The 16,521-nt window shown below is 37.3% G+C and carries 14 protein-coding genes; 12 read left to right on the top strand and 2 right to left on the bottom strand.

Annotation, left to right across the window (positions count from 1 at the left end; translation table 11 throughout):
- The first annotated feature begins 10 nt into the window (after positions 1–10).
- The 7 genes from AC6R0T_RS05920 (at position 11) to lacD (ending at position 9,218) form a co-directional block, all read left to right on the top strand.
- A complete protein-coding gene (locus tag AC6R0T_RS05920) occupies positions 11–4,360 on the top strand; it encodes a PolC-type DNA polymerase III (protein ID WP_303753438.1) in 4,350 nt (1,449 codons plus the stop codon).
- 239 nt (positions 4,361–4,599) lie between these two features.
- A complete protein-coding gene (locus AC6R0T_RS05925) occupies positions 4,600–5,355 on the top strand; it encodes a DeoR/GlpR family DNA-binding transcription regulator (RefSeq protein WP_206905755.1) in 756 nt (251 codons plus the stop codon).
- 173 nt (positions 5,356–5,528) lie between these two features.
- Positions 5,529–6,287 (top strand): DeoR/GlpR family DNA-binding transcription regulator, encoded by a 759-nt coding sequence (locus AC6R0T_RS05930; RefSeq protein WP_303753437.1) that lies wholly within the window; start codon positions 5,529–5,531, stop codon positions 6,285–6,287.
- Positions 6,288–6,298: 11 nt separating this feature from the next.
- A complete protein-coding gene (lacA, locus tag AC6R0T_RS05935) occupies positions 6,299–6,727 on the top strand; it encodes a galactose-6-phosphate isomerase subunit LacA (protein ID WP_230711246.1) in 429 nt (142 codons plus the stop codon).
- Between the two features lie 15 nt (positions 6,728–6,742).
- On the top strand, positions 6,743–7,258 hold the full coding sequence (gene lacB / locus AC6R0T_RS05940) for a galactose-6-phosphate isomerase subunit LacB (protein WP_311925401.1): 516 nt from the start codon (positions 6,743–6,745) through the stop codon (positions 7,256–7,258).
- Positions 7,259–7,290: 32 nt separating this feature from the next.
- Positions 7,291–8,223: a tagatose-6-phosphate kinase gene (locus AC6R0T_RS05945; RefSeq protein WP_303753219.1), complete on the top strand. Its 933-nt coding sequence runs from the start codon at positions 7,291–7,293 to the stop codon at positions 8,221–8,223.
- A gap of 23 nt (positions 8,224–8,246) precedes the next feature.
- Positions 8,247–9,218, top strand: coding sequence for a tagatose-bisphosphate aldolase (gene lacD, locus AC6R0T_RS05950; protein ID WP_230708532.1), 972 nt, complete (start codon positions 8,247–8,249; stop codon positions 9,216–9,218).
- Between the two features lie 141 nt (positions 9,219–9,359).
- Here lacD and rlmD read toward each other — a convergent pair whose 3' ends face one another.
- Complete coding sequence (rlmD, locus tag AC6R0T_RS05955) at positions 9,360–10,733, bottom strand: 23S rRNA (uracil(1939)-C(5))-methyltransferase RlmD (RefSeq protein WP_303754296.1); 1,374 nt, start codon at positions 10,731–10,733, stop codon at positions 9,360–9,362.
- 201 nt (positions 10,734–10,934) lie between these two features.
- Between rlmD and recX the strand changes: the two genes are divergently transcribed.
- From recX to AC6R0T_RS05975, 4 genes are all read left to right on the top strand, one after another.
- Positions 10,935–11,723, top strand: a complete 789-nt coding sequence (gene recX, locus AC6R0T_RS05960; protein WP_206903968.1) for a recombination regulator RecX — start codon at positions 10,935–10,937, stop codon at positions 11,721–11,723.
- The gene (gene mutY / locus AC6R0T_RS05965) at positions 11,707–12,852 is read left to right on the top strand and encodes an A/G-specific adenine glycosylase (RefSeq protein ID WP_303754295.1); all 1,146 of its coding nucleotides are present in this window, start codon (positions 11,707–11,709) and stop codon (positions 12,850–12,852) included. The genes recX and mutY overlap by 17 nt, the downstream gene beginning before the upstream one ends.
- 103 nt (positions 12,853–12,955) lie before the next feature.
- Positions 12,956–13,489 (top strand): nucleoside tri-diphosphate phosphatase, encoded by a 534-nt coding sequence (ntdP, locus tag AC6R0T_RS05970; RefSeq protein WP_071864770.1) that lies wholly within the window; start codon positions 12,956–12,958, stop codon positions 13,487–13,489.
- A gap of 101 nt (positions 13,490–13,590) precedes the next feature.
- Complete coding sequence (locus AC6R0T_RS05975; RefSeq protein ID WP_303754294.1) at positions 13,591–14,571, top strand: N-acetylmuramoyl-L-alanine amidase; 981 nt, start codon at positions 13,591–13,593, stop codon at positions 14,569–14,571.
- Between the two features lie 121 nt (positions 14,572–14,692).
- On the opposite strand, the gene AC6R0T_RS05980 is transcribed toward AC6R0T_RS05975, so the two are convergent.
- Positions 14,693–15,133 (bottom strand): GNAT family N-acetyltransferase, encoded by a 441-nt coding sequence (locus tag AC6R0T_RS05980; RefSeq protein WP_303754293.1) that lies wholly within the window; start codon positions 15,131–15,133, stop codon positions 14,693–14,695.
- A gap of 166 nt (positions 15,134–15,299) precedes the next feature.
- Between AC6R0T_RS05980 and AC6R0T_RS05985 the strand changes: the two genes are divergently transcribed.
- A complete protein-coding gene (locus AC6R0T_RS05985) occupies positions 15,300–16,433 on the top strand; it encodes an AI-2E family transporter (protein ID WP_206903972.1) in 1,134 nt (377 codons plus the stop codon).
- The last annotated feature ends 88 nt before the right edge of the window (positions 16,434–16,521 follow it).

A 16,521-nucleotide genomic window follows, 5' to 3' on the forward strand; every position in this document is an offset into this window, starting at 1 on the left:
GGAAGATTTTTTGGCAAATGGAAATGAACGTTTTGCAATTTTATTAGAGCAAATCGATTTGGCGCCAGAACAAAGGCAGCATCCCTTATTAAAAGACGGCGAAATCACGGAGGTTATCGTCCATCGGAAGTCGCGTGTCTGGGAATTCACTTTATCTATAGCAGAGCTTTTACCGGCTGCACTCTATCAAAATATATGGCAAAAACTGCAATTAGCTTTTAATGAAATTGCACAAGTTAAATTGCATATCAATACCGCAAAAAATGAATTTGATGAGACGCTTTTACAAGAATATTGGACGTTGGCTATGCAGCAAAATTGTAGTACTAAAGCGGTTGAACAAGCAGTAAAAGGACAAATGCCCTTTAAAGAAAACAACAAAATTATTTTGCCAGTAGTCAATGAAGCTGTAATTTCTTATTTGACTAGTGAATACTTACCAAAAATGGAAATGAGTTACCAAGACTTTGGGTTTCCTAAATTTCGCATTGAGCCGCGCTTTGATGAGGCAAAAGGGGCACAAGCACTGCAAGAAATGGCACAAAGGCAAGAAGTGCAACATGCGCAATTAATGCAACAAGCCCAAGAGAATATGGCCATACATGTTCAAAAGAAAAAACAAGAAAAAAATCCAGCTGCAGGACCACTTGTTTTAGGCCGCAATATTCCAAGTGATGAGCCTATCACACCTATGGTTAACATTATTGAAGAAGAACGACGTGTTACTTTTGAAGGTTTTGTTTTTGATGCCGAAGTGCGGGAACTACGTACAAAACGTAAATTACTGACAATAAAAGTCACGGATTATACGTCTTCTTTTATTGTAAAAAAATTCTCAAATGGAGAAAAAGATGAACAAATCTTTGAAGCTTTAACAAAAGGCAAATGGCTAAAAATTAGAGGGAGTATTCAAGAAGACACCTTCCAAAGAGATTTGGTAATGATCGCCCAAGATATAGCTGAGGTCAAACATGATCCTCGTAAAGATTATGCACCAGCAGACGAAAAGCGTGTGGAGTTGCATATGCATTCGAATATGAGTACCATGGATGCGACAAATAGCGTCTCTGATTTAGTTGCTCAAGCAGGAAAATGGGGACATCGCGGGATTGCAATTACCGATCACGGTGGTGCCCAAGGATTCCCAGATGCTTATCATGCAGGGGAAAAAGCAGGGGTGAAAGTTTTATATGGCGTGGAAGCCTATGTGGTGGATGACGGTGTACCGGTGGCTTATAATCCAGCCCATGTTTCGTTAACCGATGCAACCTATGTTGTTTTTGACGTGGAAACGACCGGCTTATCTGCAGTTTATGATACGATTATTGAATTAGCAGCTGTAAAAATGCACAAGGGAAATGTCATTGCTACTTTTGATGAATTCATTGATCCTGGCCACCCTTTGTCTAAAACGACAGTAGATTTGACGGGTATCACCGATGAAATGGTACGAGGATCAAAACCTGAAAAAGAAGTTATGGCACTCTTTACGGAGTTTGCCAAAGACAGTGTTTTGGTTGCCCATAATGCTTCTTTTGATATGGGGTTTATTAATACAACTTATAAACGCCTAGAGATGCCAGAAGCTGTTAATCCAGTTATTGATACCTTAGAGTTGGCACGTTATTTGTACCCGGAATTTAAACGATTTGGTTTAGGTGTTTTAACGAAAAAATTTGGTGTTGGTTTAGAACAGCATCACCGGGCGATTTATGATTCAGAAGCTACGGGACACTTAGCTTGGATTTTTGTTAAAGAGGCAATGGAAAAACACGACATGCATTATCACGAGGATTTAAACCGGCATGTTGGTGGAGAGAATTCATTTAAAGCTGCCAGACCTTTTCATGCAACTATCTTAGCGCAAACGCAAGCAGGGCTAAAAAATCTCTTTAAATTAATTTCAATGGGAAATGTAAAATATTTTCATGGTGGTGTGCCCCGCATTCCGCGCTCAGAAATTTCAAAACTACGAGAAGGTTTGCTACTAGGAACAGCCTGTGATAAAGGTGAAGTATTCGTTGCGATGATGCAAAAAGGTGTCGATGAAGCAAAAGAGAGAGCGAAATTTTACGATTACATCGAAGTCATGCCAAAAGCAGTTTATGCTCCTTTGATTGAGCAAGAGTTAGTTAAAAACGAAGCTGATTTAGAAGAAATTATCCGCAATTTAGTAGCGATTGGGCATGAACTAGATAAACCAGTTGTGGCAACGGGTAACGTCCATTATTTAAATGAAGAAGATGGTATTTACCGTAAAATTTTGATCAACTCACAAGGTGGTGCCAATCCGTTAAATCGGCACAGTTTGCCAGACGTTCATTTTCGAACAACCGATGAAATGTTGACTGCTTTTCAGTTTTTAGGTCCAGAAACCGCTAAAGAAATTGTGGTGGAAAATCCTAACAAGTTATTGGATTCCTGTGAAAAAGTAATACCTGTCAAAGATAAACTTTACACGCCTAAAATTCCCGGTTCAGAAGATGAAATTACTAATTTAAGTTATAATCGCGCCAAGGAATTGTATGGGGATCCTTTACCAGATATTGTAGAAAAACGATTGGAAAAAGAATTGAAATCAATTATCGGTAATGGGTTTTCCGTGATTTACTTGATTTCACAAAAATTAGTGCATAAAAGTAATGAAGACGGCTATTTGGTTGGTTCCAGAGGGTCGGTTGGCTCCAGTTTTGTTGCCACTATGACCGGGATTACCGAGGTAAATCCTTTGGCTCCGCATTATTATTGTCCAAATTGTCAGTACTCGGAATTTTATGAAGATGGGTCCTATGGCTCGGGCTTTGATATGCCGGAAAAAGCTTGTCCAAAATGTGGTACGCGGCTAAATAAAGACGGCCATGATATTCCCTTTGAAACTTTCTTAGGTTTTAAAGGAGATAAAGTTCCCGATATTGATCTGAACTTTTCCGGAGAATATCAACCAGAGGCTCATAATTATACAAAAGTTTTGTTTGGTGAAGATTATGTTTATCGGGCTGGTACAATCGGTACAGTAGCTGATAAGACAGCCTATGGTTTTGTGAAGGGGTATGAAAGAGATCACAACATGCAATTGCGGGCGGCTGAAATCGATCGGCTCGCACAAGGGGCAACTGGTGTGAAACGAACTACCGGTCAGCATCCGGGGGGGATTATTGTAATTCCTGATTATATGGATGTTTATGATTTTACCCCGATTCAATATCCTGCTGATGATTTAAACGCGGAATGGAAGACAACCCACTTTGATTTTCACTCCATTCATGACAATATTTTAAAACTGGATATTCTCGGCCATGATGATCCTACCGTTATTCGAATGTTGCAAGATTTATCTGGTATTGATCCTAAAACAATTCCAACCGATGATCCAAATGTCATGCGCATTTTTGACGGTCCGGATGTTTTAGGTGTGACAGAGGAACAAATTTTCTCTCGAACCGGCACGTTAGGTATTCCTGAATTTGGGACGCGTTTTGTACGGGGAATGTTAGAAGAAACGCATCCCGCTACTTTTGCTGAATTATTACAAATTTCTGGGCTATCCCACGGGACCGATGTCTGGTTGGGCAATGCAGAAGAATTAATTCGCCAAGGGCAAGCAACTTTAGCAGAGGTAATTGGTTGTCGTGATGATATCATGGTTTATCTAATGCATGCCGGCCTTGAAAGTGGTATGGCGTTTAAAATTATGGAAACAGTACGTAAAGGACAATGGAATAAAATTCCTGATGATTTGCGGGAGACGTATCTTGCAGCTATGCGGGAAAATAACGTGCCTGATTGGTACATTGATTCTTGTTCAAAAATTAAATACATGTTCCCCAAAGCCCATGCGGCAGCTTATGTATTGATGGCGTTGCGGGTAGCTTACTTCAAAGTTTACTATCCAATTTTATATTACTGTGCCTATTTCTCAGTACGAGCAGATGACTTTGACTTAGTGTCTATGACCCGAGGCAAAGACGCTGTTAAAGATCGGATGAAAGAGATAACTGATAAAGGTTTGGAAGCCTCCACTAAAGAAAAGAATATGTTGACCGTTTTGGAATTAGCAAATGAGATGTTAGAACGTGGCTTAGAATTTGGCATGATTGATTTGTATAAATCAGATGCAGTGAATTTTGTCATTGAAGATAACAAATTAATTGCACCATTTCGAGCTGTACCAAGTTTGGGTATCAACGTAGCCAAACAAATTGTTGAAGCCCGTAAAGATGGTCCGTTTCTTTCCAAAGAAGATTTAGCAAACCGTGGGAAAGTATCCAAGACCTTGATTGAATATATGTCTGAAAATGGTGTTTTAAAAGATTTACCTGATGAAAATCAATTGTCTTTATTTGATTCTATGTTTGATTAAATTAAATCTGAACTAAAGGTATCTACCTTTGGTTCAGATTTTTTCTATACTAAAAATGGCGAAGAAAAATTTAGTGCCAAAAGTAATTTGTGGTAAATTTTTGCTAAAAATTTTTCAACTGTTTCTTTGTTGATTTTTTTGATTACGGCACATTATTTAGCGATAAAAACTATCAATCTCAATTAAAATAGCGTAATATTATTTAAAAGTAGTAATGTTTTACGGAAAGGGGATTGCAGATGTTAAAAGAAGAACGTTTTAATGCAATCGTATCATTAGTTGATGAAAAAGGAACCATTCGGGTAGCTGATATTGTAGAGCGCTTGAATGTCTCAGATATGACAGTGCGGCGAGATTTGACAGAATTGGAAGAGCAAGGCCGTTTAAAACGTGTCCATGGTGGTGCCAAGACTGTTCATACTTATCGGCAAGAAGAATTATCCCATTCTGATAAACAAATTATCAATATGACCGAAAAAAAAGCAATTGCCCAAAAGGCACTAGAATTAATTAAAGAAGATGAAACGATTTTTCTAGGTCCGGGTACCACCATCGAAGTCTTAGCTCAATTAATTCAGCATAACTCACTACGGGTAGTTACAAATTGTCTACCAGTTTTTGAAACACTTAGTAAAAAACAGGGAAATTTGAAAGTATATTTAATTGGTGGCGAAATGCGGATGCGCACGCGGTCATTTTTTGGCGAAATCGCAAATATCGCTTTAGCTGACATGCATTTTCATAAGAGTTTTTTTAGTTGTAACGCACTAAAAGAAGATAAAATTATGACAGCTACCATCGAAGAAGGCCAAACACAGTTAATTGCATTGCAAAATTCTTTTGCCCGCTATTTACTAATGGATACTTCAAAAATTGATAAAGAAGACTTCTATACTTTTTATCGCTTAAAAGATGTGAGTGCTGTTATCACAAATCAAGACGAATACAATAGCAGTCAAATCTTTGAAGATAAGGTTTCTGTTATCAAAGGCTGACAAAACGAAAGCCTGAAACAAACACTTGTAGTCCTACAAGTGTTTGTTTTTTTGTTTCTGTACAAAAATGATACCGTTTAATAAAAAATAAACGCAAAAAATAAAACAATAACCCAATAAAAGTGTTGAAAAATGTTTGTAAATGTTTTATTATAACGAAGGAAGGTGATGAGATGCTCAAAACAAAACGCCAACAAGCGATTATTGAATTGTGTGAAGTGCATGGTGTTGTGACGGTGAAATTTATTCAGGAACAATTGAAAGTTTCTGATATGACGATTCGCCGTGATTTAGATGAATTGGCTTCTCAAAACCGATTGATTCGGGTTCACGGGGGCGCTAAAAGTCTCGACTTTGAAAATGAATGTCCAGTTGAGTTATCCCACGGTGAAAAAAAGCAACTTCATAGTCGTGAGAAAGAATATATTGCCCAACAAGCAGCAGCGGCAATTCAAGAAAATGATACTATTTTTCTTGGGCCGGGTACGACAATTGAGTTAATGACAAAATATTTACCGGCCAAACATTTACGCGTTATTACCAATAGTCTTCCGGTTTTTAATTTGTTAACGGCAAATGAAAAACATGATTTATACTTAATCGGGGGAGAATATCGCAATATTACCGGTGCTTTCGTTGGCTCCATTGCCAATGAAACAATCCAAAAATTAAGTATTCAAAAAGCATTTGTGGGGGTCAATGGTATTACAGAAGAATATGTGTCTACCTTTAGTATCGAAGAAGGAAAGTTTCAACAACTGGTGCTAGACAAAGCCCAACAAAAATTTTTGGTTGCCGATGCGAATAAGTTTAACCATAGTGATTTTTATAATTTTTATAGTTTGAAAGAAATTAATGCTTTGTATACCGATGACACAATTAGTGACAGTGTAAAAAATCACTATGGGCAATATACGAATATTATTCATTAAGGGGAGATAAAATGCGTGTTGTATTAGGTTCAGATGCACAGGCAAAGAAATTGAAGGATATTATCAAAGAGTATTTAGTTGGCGAAGGTTTTGAAGTCGTGGATAAAACAGAAACACCAGCCGCAGATTTCGTTGATTCAACTTTAGCTATCGCAAATGATATTAAAGAAAACGAAGGCTCAATGGGAATTGCTTTTGATGGTTACGGTGCGGGGAGTTTTATGGTAGCCACAAAAGTTAAAGGCATGGTCGCTGCAGAAGTCTCTGATGAACGTTCTGCATACATGACTAGAGAACACAACAATGCCCGTATGATTACGATTGGTTCTGAAATTGTCGGTGAAGAGTTGGCAAAAAATATTGTCAAAGAATTTTTATCTGCTCACTATGACGGTGGCCGTCATCAAATTCGCGTGGATATGTTAAATAAAATGGCGTAAAAGGAGGAATGAATAATGAAAATTGCCATTGGTTGTGACCACATTGTCACAGATACAAAAATCGCAGTTTCTGATTTTTTGAAAAGTAAAGGTTACGAAGTAATAGATTGTGGCACGTATGATTTTACTCGGACCCATTATCCAATTTACGGTAAACGCGTCGGAGAAGCAGTAGCAAGCGGGGCTGCAGACCTTGGTGTGACGATTTGTGGTACCGGCGTTGGGATCACAAACTCTGTCAATAAAGTGCCCGGTGTACGTGCTGCCCTAGTGCGGGACATGACGACTGCCATTTATTCAAAAGAACAATTAAATGCCAATGTAATTGGTTTTGGTGGAAAAATTACTGGTGAATTTTTAATCAATGATATTATTGAAGCTTTCATTAAAGCAGAATATAAAGAAACACCAGAAAACAAAGCGTTAATTGAAAAAATTAATGCCGTTGAAGGATTAAAACCAGAACAAGCAGATGCGCATTACTTCGATGAATTTTTAGCAAAATGGGATCGTGGCGAATATCACGACTAATAATTGATTAAAAAATAAATGGAGGGATTGCTATGATCGTAACGATTACGATGAACCCATCGATTGATATCTCGTATCCCCTTGAAACGTTTAAACTGGACACAGTCAATCGTGTAACAAACGTAAGAAAAACTGCTGGCGGTAAGGGGCTAAACGTAACCCGCGTTTTAAAACAACTAGGAGACGATGTCACAGCCAGTGGTCTATTAGGTGGTTTTTTAGGCGAGAGTATCAAAAAAGATTTAGATGAGGTCAATATTGCCCATTCTTTTAGCCAAATTAATGGTGAAACTAGAAACTGTATTGCCGTCTTACATGAAGGGATGCAAACAGAGATTTTAGAAAGTGGACCAGTTATTTCAGCCGCAGAAGCAGAAGTCTTTTTAACTCATTTTGCTGATTTGGTGAATAAAGCCAGTATCTTATCTTTTTCTGGCAGTTTGCCAGCCGGCTTGCCAAAAGATTTTTACGCTAAAATGATCGCTATTTGTAACGAAAATAACAAGCCCGTCATTTTAGACTGTTCTGGGGAATCGTTAAAATTAGTGCTAGAAAGTGACGCAAAACCACTATTGATTAAACCTAATACAGAAGAGTTAGCCGATTTATTAGGAAAAGAAGTTCCTGATGATATTGATACTTTAAAAGAAACGCTACAAGATGAATTGTTTGCTGGGATTGAATGGATTGTTGTTTCGATGGGAGCAAAAGGAGCCTTTGCAAAACATCATGACAAGTTTTATCGTGTTGAAATTCCAAAAATTGATGTTGTCAATCCAGTTGGGTCAGGGGACTCTACTGTTGCCGGCTTGACATCTGCAATAAACAACGGTGATTCAGATAGTGATATCTTGAAAAAAGCCAATGTTTTGGGTATGCTTAATGCGCAAGAAGCTGTAACGGGGCACGTTAATTTGGATAATTATCAAAAATTATTCGATCAATTAAAAGTGTCTTTAGTATAGAAAAATTTTAGGAGGAATATACAATGACAACAGAAGCAAAAAAAGCCTTTATCAAACAATTAAGTGACAAAAATGGTGTGATCTCTGCCCTTGCGATCGACCAACGTGGTGCTTTAAAGAAAATGATTAATAAATACCAAGATACACAAGCACAAGCAGTTCAAATCGAAGACTTCAAAAAAATCGTGTCTTCTGAATTAACCCAATATGCTTCATCTATTTTATTAGACCCAGAATATGGCTTACCAGCTGCTAAAGTTCGCGACGAAAACGCAGGGTTATTGTTAGCCTATGAAAAAACAGGCTACGATGCTTCAACCCCAGGACGCTTGCCAGACATTTTGTCTATCTGGTCAGTGAAACGTCTAAAAGAAGCAGGCGCAGATGCATGTAAATTCTTACTTTACTACGATGTAGATGAAAGTGATGAAATCAACGATCAAAAGAAAGCCTTCATGGAACGAATTGGCTCTGAATGTGCCGCAGAAGATTTGCCATTCTTCTTGGAATTGGTTTCTTATGATGCCAATGATGCGGATGCCAGCACCAAAGAATACGCGGTTAAAAAACCACATAAAGTAATTGAAATGATGAAAGAATTTTCAAAACCACGTTATGGCGTTGATGTTTTAAAAATGGAAGTTCCGGTTAATATGAACTATGTAGAAGGTTACGCAAAAGGTGAAGTGGCGTATACAAAAGCAGAAGCTATGGCTTACTTCAAAGAACAATCAGAAGCAACTGACTTACCATTTATCTTCTTATCAGCTGGTGTTACAGCTGAATTGTTCCAAGAAACATTGAAGTTCGCCAAAGAAGCAGGCTCAACATTTAACGGTGTTTTATGTGGTCGCGCGACTTGGGCAAACGGCGTAGAACCTTTTATCACAGGTGGAGAAGATGCAGCGAGAGAATGGATGCAAACACAAGGCCGTAAAAATATTGAAGAATTAAACGAAGTACTCCAAGCAACTGCAACACCGGTTAAATTATAATTTTATCAACTTTTAGAACCGTCATTTTGGCGGTTTTTTTCTGCATAAAAAAAGCGAGACTAAATTCGGATTACGACATTTAGTCTCGCTTTTTTAAATAGTTTCTGGTTGGTTATTCTGTTTAGTCAATTAGGATAAAGGCTATTTTTTTGTCATTTTTACCACGACTTCACAACGAGCTGTTTGTGGGAACATGTCGACAGATTGTAAATAATGAATATTATAAACCTGAGCCAAACTAACTAAATCTCTGGCCAGAGTCGAAACATTACACGAAACATAGACGAGTTTTTTTACTGGTTGTTGTGTTAACGCGCGTAATAATTTTTGATCTAATCCAGTTCGGGGGGGATCGACCACGATTGCATCGGGTTGAAACCCTGTTTTTAACCATTTCGGTAAAAGCTCTTCAGCTGTGCCGGTTTCATAATGCGTGTTCGTAACCCCTAAGCGTTTGGCATTCCGTTTGGCATCTTCAATCGCTTGTGGGATGGTGTCCATGCCCCGAACTTCTTTGGCAATTTTAGCCATGGATAATCCGATAGTTCCTACACCGCAATAAGCATCCACTAACGTTTCTTGTGGTGATAGTGCTAAAGCACGCCGGGCTTCAGCATATAAAATTTTTGTTTGGTAGGGATTTAATTGGAAAAAAGCTCGCGCTGATAAATCAAATTTTAAATCATCTAATGCTTCAGCGATACTTTCTTTTCCCCATAAGAGTTCAGTTGTATCCCCCATAACCAAAGAAGTCTTCTTATTTTGTACATTTTGCATGATAGAAACAAGTTGGGGCACACGTTGCGTCAATTCGCGAATTAAACTATTTTTTTGGGGTAATTTATTCGTGTGGGTAATCAAGACGAGTTGAATTTCGCCAGTTTTAATTCCTTTACGTACCATTAATGTTTTTAAAATACCACTATTCTTCTTTTCGTCATAAATAGGGATTTGATATTTGTTAATGAGTTGGACAGCAGTATTGATGAGTGTTTGGGTATCTGGTTCTTGGACAATACAATTATCAATTGCTACTAAGTTATGGGAGGCAATTTCATAAAGACCAGCCTCTGCTTTTTGTTTTTTAAAATTATAACGTAATTGAAACTGTGCTTTATTGCGATAGCGCCATGGCTCTTGCATCCCAATGGTTTCTTTTAACTCGTAATTTTTATAGCCAGCTGGTTTAAACTTCGTTAAAGCTTGCTGCAATAAATCGCGTTTAAAATCTAATTGTTTATTATATGATAGGTGCTGTAATTGACAGCCGCCACAACGATCATAAAAAACACAAGGAGCAGTAATGCGATCTGGGCTTTTTTTGATTATTTGAATAATCTGCGCTTCAGCAAACTTTGCAGTGACGTTGGTAATTTTGGCTTGGATCTTTTCACCGGGTAAAGCTTTGGGGATAAAAATAATTAAACGTCTGAAATATGCAATTCCTTCGCCGTTAATGCCTAGACGCTTAATCGTGACGTTGATTTTTTGACCATTTTTCACAACTTGTTCCATAAAAGACTCCTTGTTTTAGCGGTAAAAATAAGCTCCGCGTTTCTGTTGGTTTTACTGTAGTTATCTTAACACACTAATTCATGAAACAAAACAATCCAGAAAGCTTTGGCCCCACGGTATTTTGTGATACACTACAAACGTACATTCGCTTGTTAATTTGTAGAGTTGACCTGATAAAATATTGAAAGAGGAGGCGTCTGTATGCTTACCGTTGCAAAAGTAGCCAAGGCAAAACATGGTTTTTATGAAGTCGACTTATCAGACGGCAATTCACTAAGAGTCTCAGAAGATTTATTAATCAAATTCCGCTTATTAAAGGGAATGGAATTAGATGAAAAAGATGTTGAAGAGATAAAAAAAAATGCCCATTACGATATCGGTGTTCAATTTGCGCTAAATTATATTAGTTACCAGTTGCGTTCTGAAAAAGAAGTGCGCAGTTACTTAAAGGAACGTGAAATTCCAAGTTTTGATCGAGAAAAAATCATTCGTCATTTAAAAGACTTAAGTGTGCTCGATGATAAAGTCTATGGTGAGAGTTATGTTCGGACACAAATGCGACTAAGTGATAAAGGTCCCAGTGTATTAAAACAACAGTTGCAACAAAAAGGGTTAAAACCAGAAGTAATTGACGCTGCACTTAGTCTTTATAATGAGAAAATACAGTTTTCAGTAGCCCAGCGTGCTGCTGAAAAGGCTCTTAAGAAAATCCACAATAAAAGTTTCAAGGAAACAAAACAAAAATTACAGCTTTCCTTAAGACAAAAAGGTTTCAGTGGCGATGTAGCATCAGCTGTATTGGATAGTCTAGAATTAGAGATGGATGAAGAAACGGAAATAGAAGCCCTAAAAAAAGCTGGTGAGAAACTGTGGCGGCGTCATCAAAATAAAGCGCCCCACATTCGTAATCAAAAAATTAAACAAAGTCTTTATCAAAAGGGTTTTGCATTAGAGGAGATTCAGCAGTTTATCGATGAGCAGACAGAATGAGTACTTAAATGAAAAGCAAATAAAAAAGCTTCAAACAGACTTTATCTCGTGGTATGAAAATGAGCGACGCAACTTGCCGTGGCGGCAGACAAATGATCCGTATTTTATTTGGATTTCAGAAATTATGTTGCAACAGACCCGAGTGGATACGGTAATTGCCTATTTTTATCGGTTTACAAAAAAATATCCCACAATAAAAGCATTAGCCCAAAGCGATGAACAAGAACTTTTAAAAGTTTGGGAGGGACTGGGGTATTATTCTAGAGCACGTAATTTAAAAAAAGCGGCCCAACAAATTATGACAGAATTTGACGGTGTTTTTCCAAGCGACATTGAAGCTATTCGTTCATTAAAAGGAATTGGACCGTATACCGCCGGCGCGATTGCCAGCATCGCTTTTCAAAAAGCAGAACCGGCAATTGACGGCAATGCAATGCGTGTAATCAGTCGCTTGTACGGTGTCGACTCAGATATTGCCAAACCAGCTAGTCGCAAGATTTTTGATGAAATTTTGCGTAAACTGATCCCAACCAGTGCACCAGGAGATTTTAATCAGGCTTTGATGGATCTTGGATCAGGGGTTTGTACGCCTAAAAAGCCAGAGTGTCTTAGTTGTCCTTTAAAAAACTTTTGCTTTTCCTATAAAACACAACAACAAGAAAAATTTCCGGTTAAAACTAAAGCTACTAAACCAAAAGACGTATATTACGTTGCCGTTGCCGTTGTTAATGATAGTGGAGAATATCTTTTAGTACAGCGGCCTGATGAAGGACTCTTAGCAAAAATGTGGACATTTCCTTTAATTGAAGTAAGTCGGCAAGACTTTGAAATAACACAAAAAAACTTTGCAAAAAATGCTGCCCCTATTGATCTTTTTAGTGTGGCAGAAGAGGTGCCGCTACCAGCCAGCTTGCCGCAAAATGTCGTTTGGCAAAAACGACATTTAGGCGAAATCAAACATATTTTTAGTCATTTAAAATGGCATGTATTGCTTTTTTATGGCGTAGCCCAATCAAATTTTGCCAAGCCTTTAAGGGGGCGATTTGTCCCAATCAAAGAGTTTGACACCTATGTATTCCCGAAACCGCAGCAAAAGTTAGTAGGCCTATTGGAAAAAAGCAAACAGTGAATAAACATTTCTAGTCAAGCTTTGTTTTTATTGCTATAATAATTACGATGTCGGTGTAAAACATACCCAACATACCATCACGGTTAAAAGGGAAGGTTAGAGTATGCAAATTCCAAAAGAAGGCGAGTTTGTAACAATCCAAAGTTATAAACATGATGGCAATTTGCACCGTACGTGGCGAGATACAATGGTTTTAAAAACCAGCGAATATTCGATGATTGGCGTAAATGACCACACACTGGTGACAGAGTCTGACGGTAGACGATGGGTGACTAGAGAACCTGCAATCGTTTATTTTCATAAAAAGTGTTGGTTCAACGTCATTGCCATGATTCGCGAAAAAGGTGTCTCTTATTATTGTAATCTAGCTTCACCTTATTTATTAGATGAGGAGGCCTTGAAGTATATTGATTATGATCTTGATATCAAGGTTTTTCCTGATGGTGAAAAGCGGCTACTAGATGTGGATGAATATGAGCAACATAGTAAACTCATGCATTATCCCAAAGACGTTGATTATATTTTAAAAGAAAACGTCAAAATATTAGTGGATTGGATTAATAATGGTAAAGGTCCTTTTTCAGAAGGCTATATCGATATTTGGTATGACCGCTACAAGCAATTGTCACGAAAATAAAAAAACTATCCTGCATTTTTGTGTGGGATAGTTTTTTTAGGCTCATTTAAGTAAATTAAGGTACAATAAAGATATCAAATAAATCACAGGTTGGATAATAGATGAAACGAAAAATTAAGTTTACAATCATCATTTTAGTAATCGCCATAATCAGCGCTGGCGCTCTAATTGGACAATATAATATAAAAAGTGAAGCACAGCCAACAGTGAAGAAAAAAGAACAAGAGTCTTTTGTTACGATTGTAGATTCTAACCCGTTAACCGTAAGCACAAAAAAAGTGCAAGTTTATGTTGATCCGGCGTTATACAGTACCACCGCTGAAACGGCAAATGACTATGTTGCCTTAAAAGAGTCCCCCAACGCAAAAAGTGCGACTTTAGTTAATTTGTACCGCGGAGAATGGGGCGTATACTTAGCAAGTCAAAATGATTGGATTAAAATCAATAGCAATGACGGAAAAATCGGATGGTTAAAAAAAGAAAACACCCAAATTATGACCAGTACACGTAAAGTGAAACCGACATTAACGCAATTTAAAGTGGTCTTGGATGCCGGTCATGGTGGAATTGACACTGGTGCAGAAAGTGACGATGGTACACTTACTGAAAAAGAATTAACACTTCAGACCGTAAAAAAAATTGGTGTGGCGTTAGAAAAAATCGGTGTTAGCGTTGCGTATACCCGGACCCAAGACAACTATTTGGCGTTGGAAGATATTACCAAAAAATCAATGGCAGAAAGTGCGGATCTATTTATCAGTATTCATTATGACAAATACGACTATGATAACGGCATGAATGGACAAACGACCTACTATTACTATCAAGATGATAAATTTGCCGCAACGAGTATTAATACAGCACTTCAAAAAAACTTAGCCTTGAATAATAACGGCATTAGGCTGGGCAATTACTTTGTGTTACGCCAGTCTAATCGCCCCAGTCTATTATTAGAATTGGGCTATTTAAACAGCGACAGTGATTTAGCACTAATCAAGCAAGCAGACTTTCAAGACAAAGTAGCTACAGGGATTGTAGCTGGGATTCAGACTTACGTTAATGAACTGAATTTGAACCAATAAACAAAAGCCCAAAGAAATAGTAATTGTTTTAACAACTACTGTTTCTTTGGGCTTTTTAGTCTATATGCAAGCTTGTTGTATTAAATTTTTTCAAGATCAACTTGATTAAATAAACTAGATTTTAGTCTGCTAATTTTTTTATCATGGTGACGTGTTTAATGCCTGCTTCTGTAAAAGGTTCCCCGGTCGCCTTAAAACCCATTTCTTGGTAAAAAGCGCGTGCTTGCCATTGTGAGCCTAAGGTGATTTCTTTAAAATCATGTTCTTTTGCAAAATCTTCTGCCCCTTGTAACAAAATTTTTCCTAAACCTTTACCCCGATATTCTTTTAGCACAGCCATGCGTTGTACTTTTACTGTAGTATCATCTAGTGGCAAAAGACGGACGGTTGCCAGTGGTTTTTTTTGGTCATCATATAAGACAAAATGGATTGCATAGGCTTCGTTACCATCAATTTCAATGGATAAAGGAACTTTTTGTTCTTTTACAAAAACTTGGTTACGGATTTTCACCGTAGCTAAATAAATCTCACTCATAGTATCTCTAGTTTGGAGGATACGCAAAAAAATCGCCTTCTTTCAATATTTTTTCAATTCTTGCAAAAATAATTGCAAATACCTTTGTTTTAAGTTTGCAAGTCAGTTATTTTTTGATAAGATTAGTAACAACTAAAATTAAAACAGAATGACGAAATTGTAAACTGTTTTGTTTAGCTGAAGGAGTGATAATTTGTTAGAAAAACTAAAAAATTCAAAAATCATGTTTTGGTCATTAGAATTACTAATTTTGGCTACCTTGATTTTTGTTTCAACCAAAATCGATTTCATTTTTAAACCAATTGGAACTTTTTTCTCAACCCTTTTTGCACCAGTTCTAATTGCGGGGTTTTTGTATTATTTATTAAACCCAATTGTGAACTTATTGGAAAAAAGAGTCAAACTAAAACGAATTTATGGAATTATTTTAGTTTTTATTCTTTTAATCGGTGCGTTGGTCTTAATTATCGGTAGTGTTATTCCAAGTCTTGTCAGCCAAATTACTTCGTTGGCTGAAAGTATCCCTTCATTTATTGCAAGTGTGGAGGACTGGATCAGAGAAATGGCACGTAGTCCGTTTTTCAAACAAATCGATCTGCAAGCGCAATTTGATAAATTGGACATTTCCTATGGTACGATTATTCAACGCTTTTTAAGTAGCCTTTCCAATAGTATCGGTTCAATTGTTGGTCAAGTCGCAAATGCCACGATGATTATTGTAACTGCGCCCTTTATTTTATTTTACATGTTAAAAGACGGAAATCGTTTGGTGCCAAATATTCAACGTTTCTTTCCCGTTAATCGGCGCCAGCAAATTGTGGATCTCTTAGGAAAGTTAAATTATACCTTATCGAAATATATTAGCGGACAAGCCATTGAATGTGTTTTTGTTGCTACGTTTACTTTTATCGGGTATTTGGTCATCGGGGTGGATTACGCCTTCTTATTTGGTGTGATTGCAGGGGTCACCAACTTAATTCCTTACTTGGGTCCTTATTTAGGGCTGATGCCAGCTGTTTTAGTGACTGTTTTTGATTCACCACTAAAAGCATTGCTGTGTTGTGTTGTCGTCTTAATTGTACAACAATTAGATGGAAATATTATTTATCCTAACGTAATTGGAAAAACATTGTCCATTCATCCTTTGACGATTATTTTAGTTTTATTAGTAGCCGGAAACATTGCAGGGTTATTAGGAATTTTCTTAGGGGTGCCATTTTACGCTGTGTGCCGGGTTTTAGTCACCTTTATTGTGAAGTTAGTGAAAGAAGATAAAAAAATCCATGAGGATGAATTAGTAAAAGATGAGATACAACAAACGGAGTAGTATTGTTTTTATTGCAAAGAATTTACCTTTGTGATACGATTTTAGCGTGGCAAATGCCACGCTTTTTTTCTATTTAAACATGAAAATA

This window comes from Enterococcus sp. S86.2 (genome assembly GCF_059834485.2).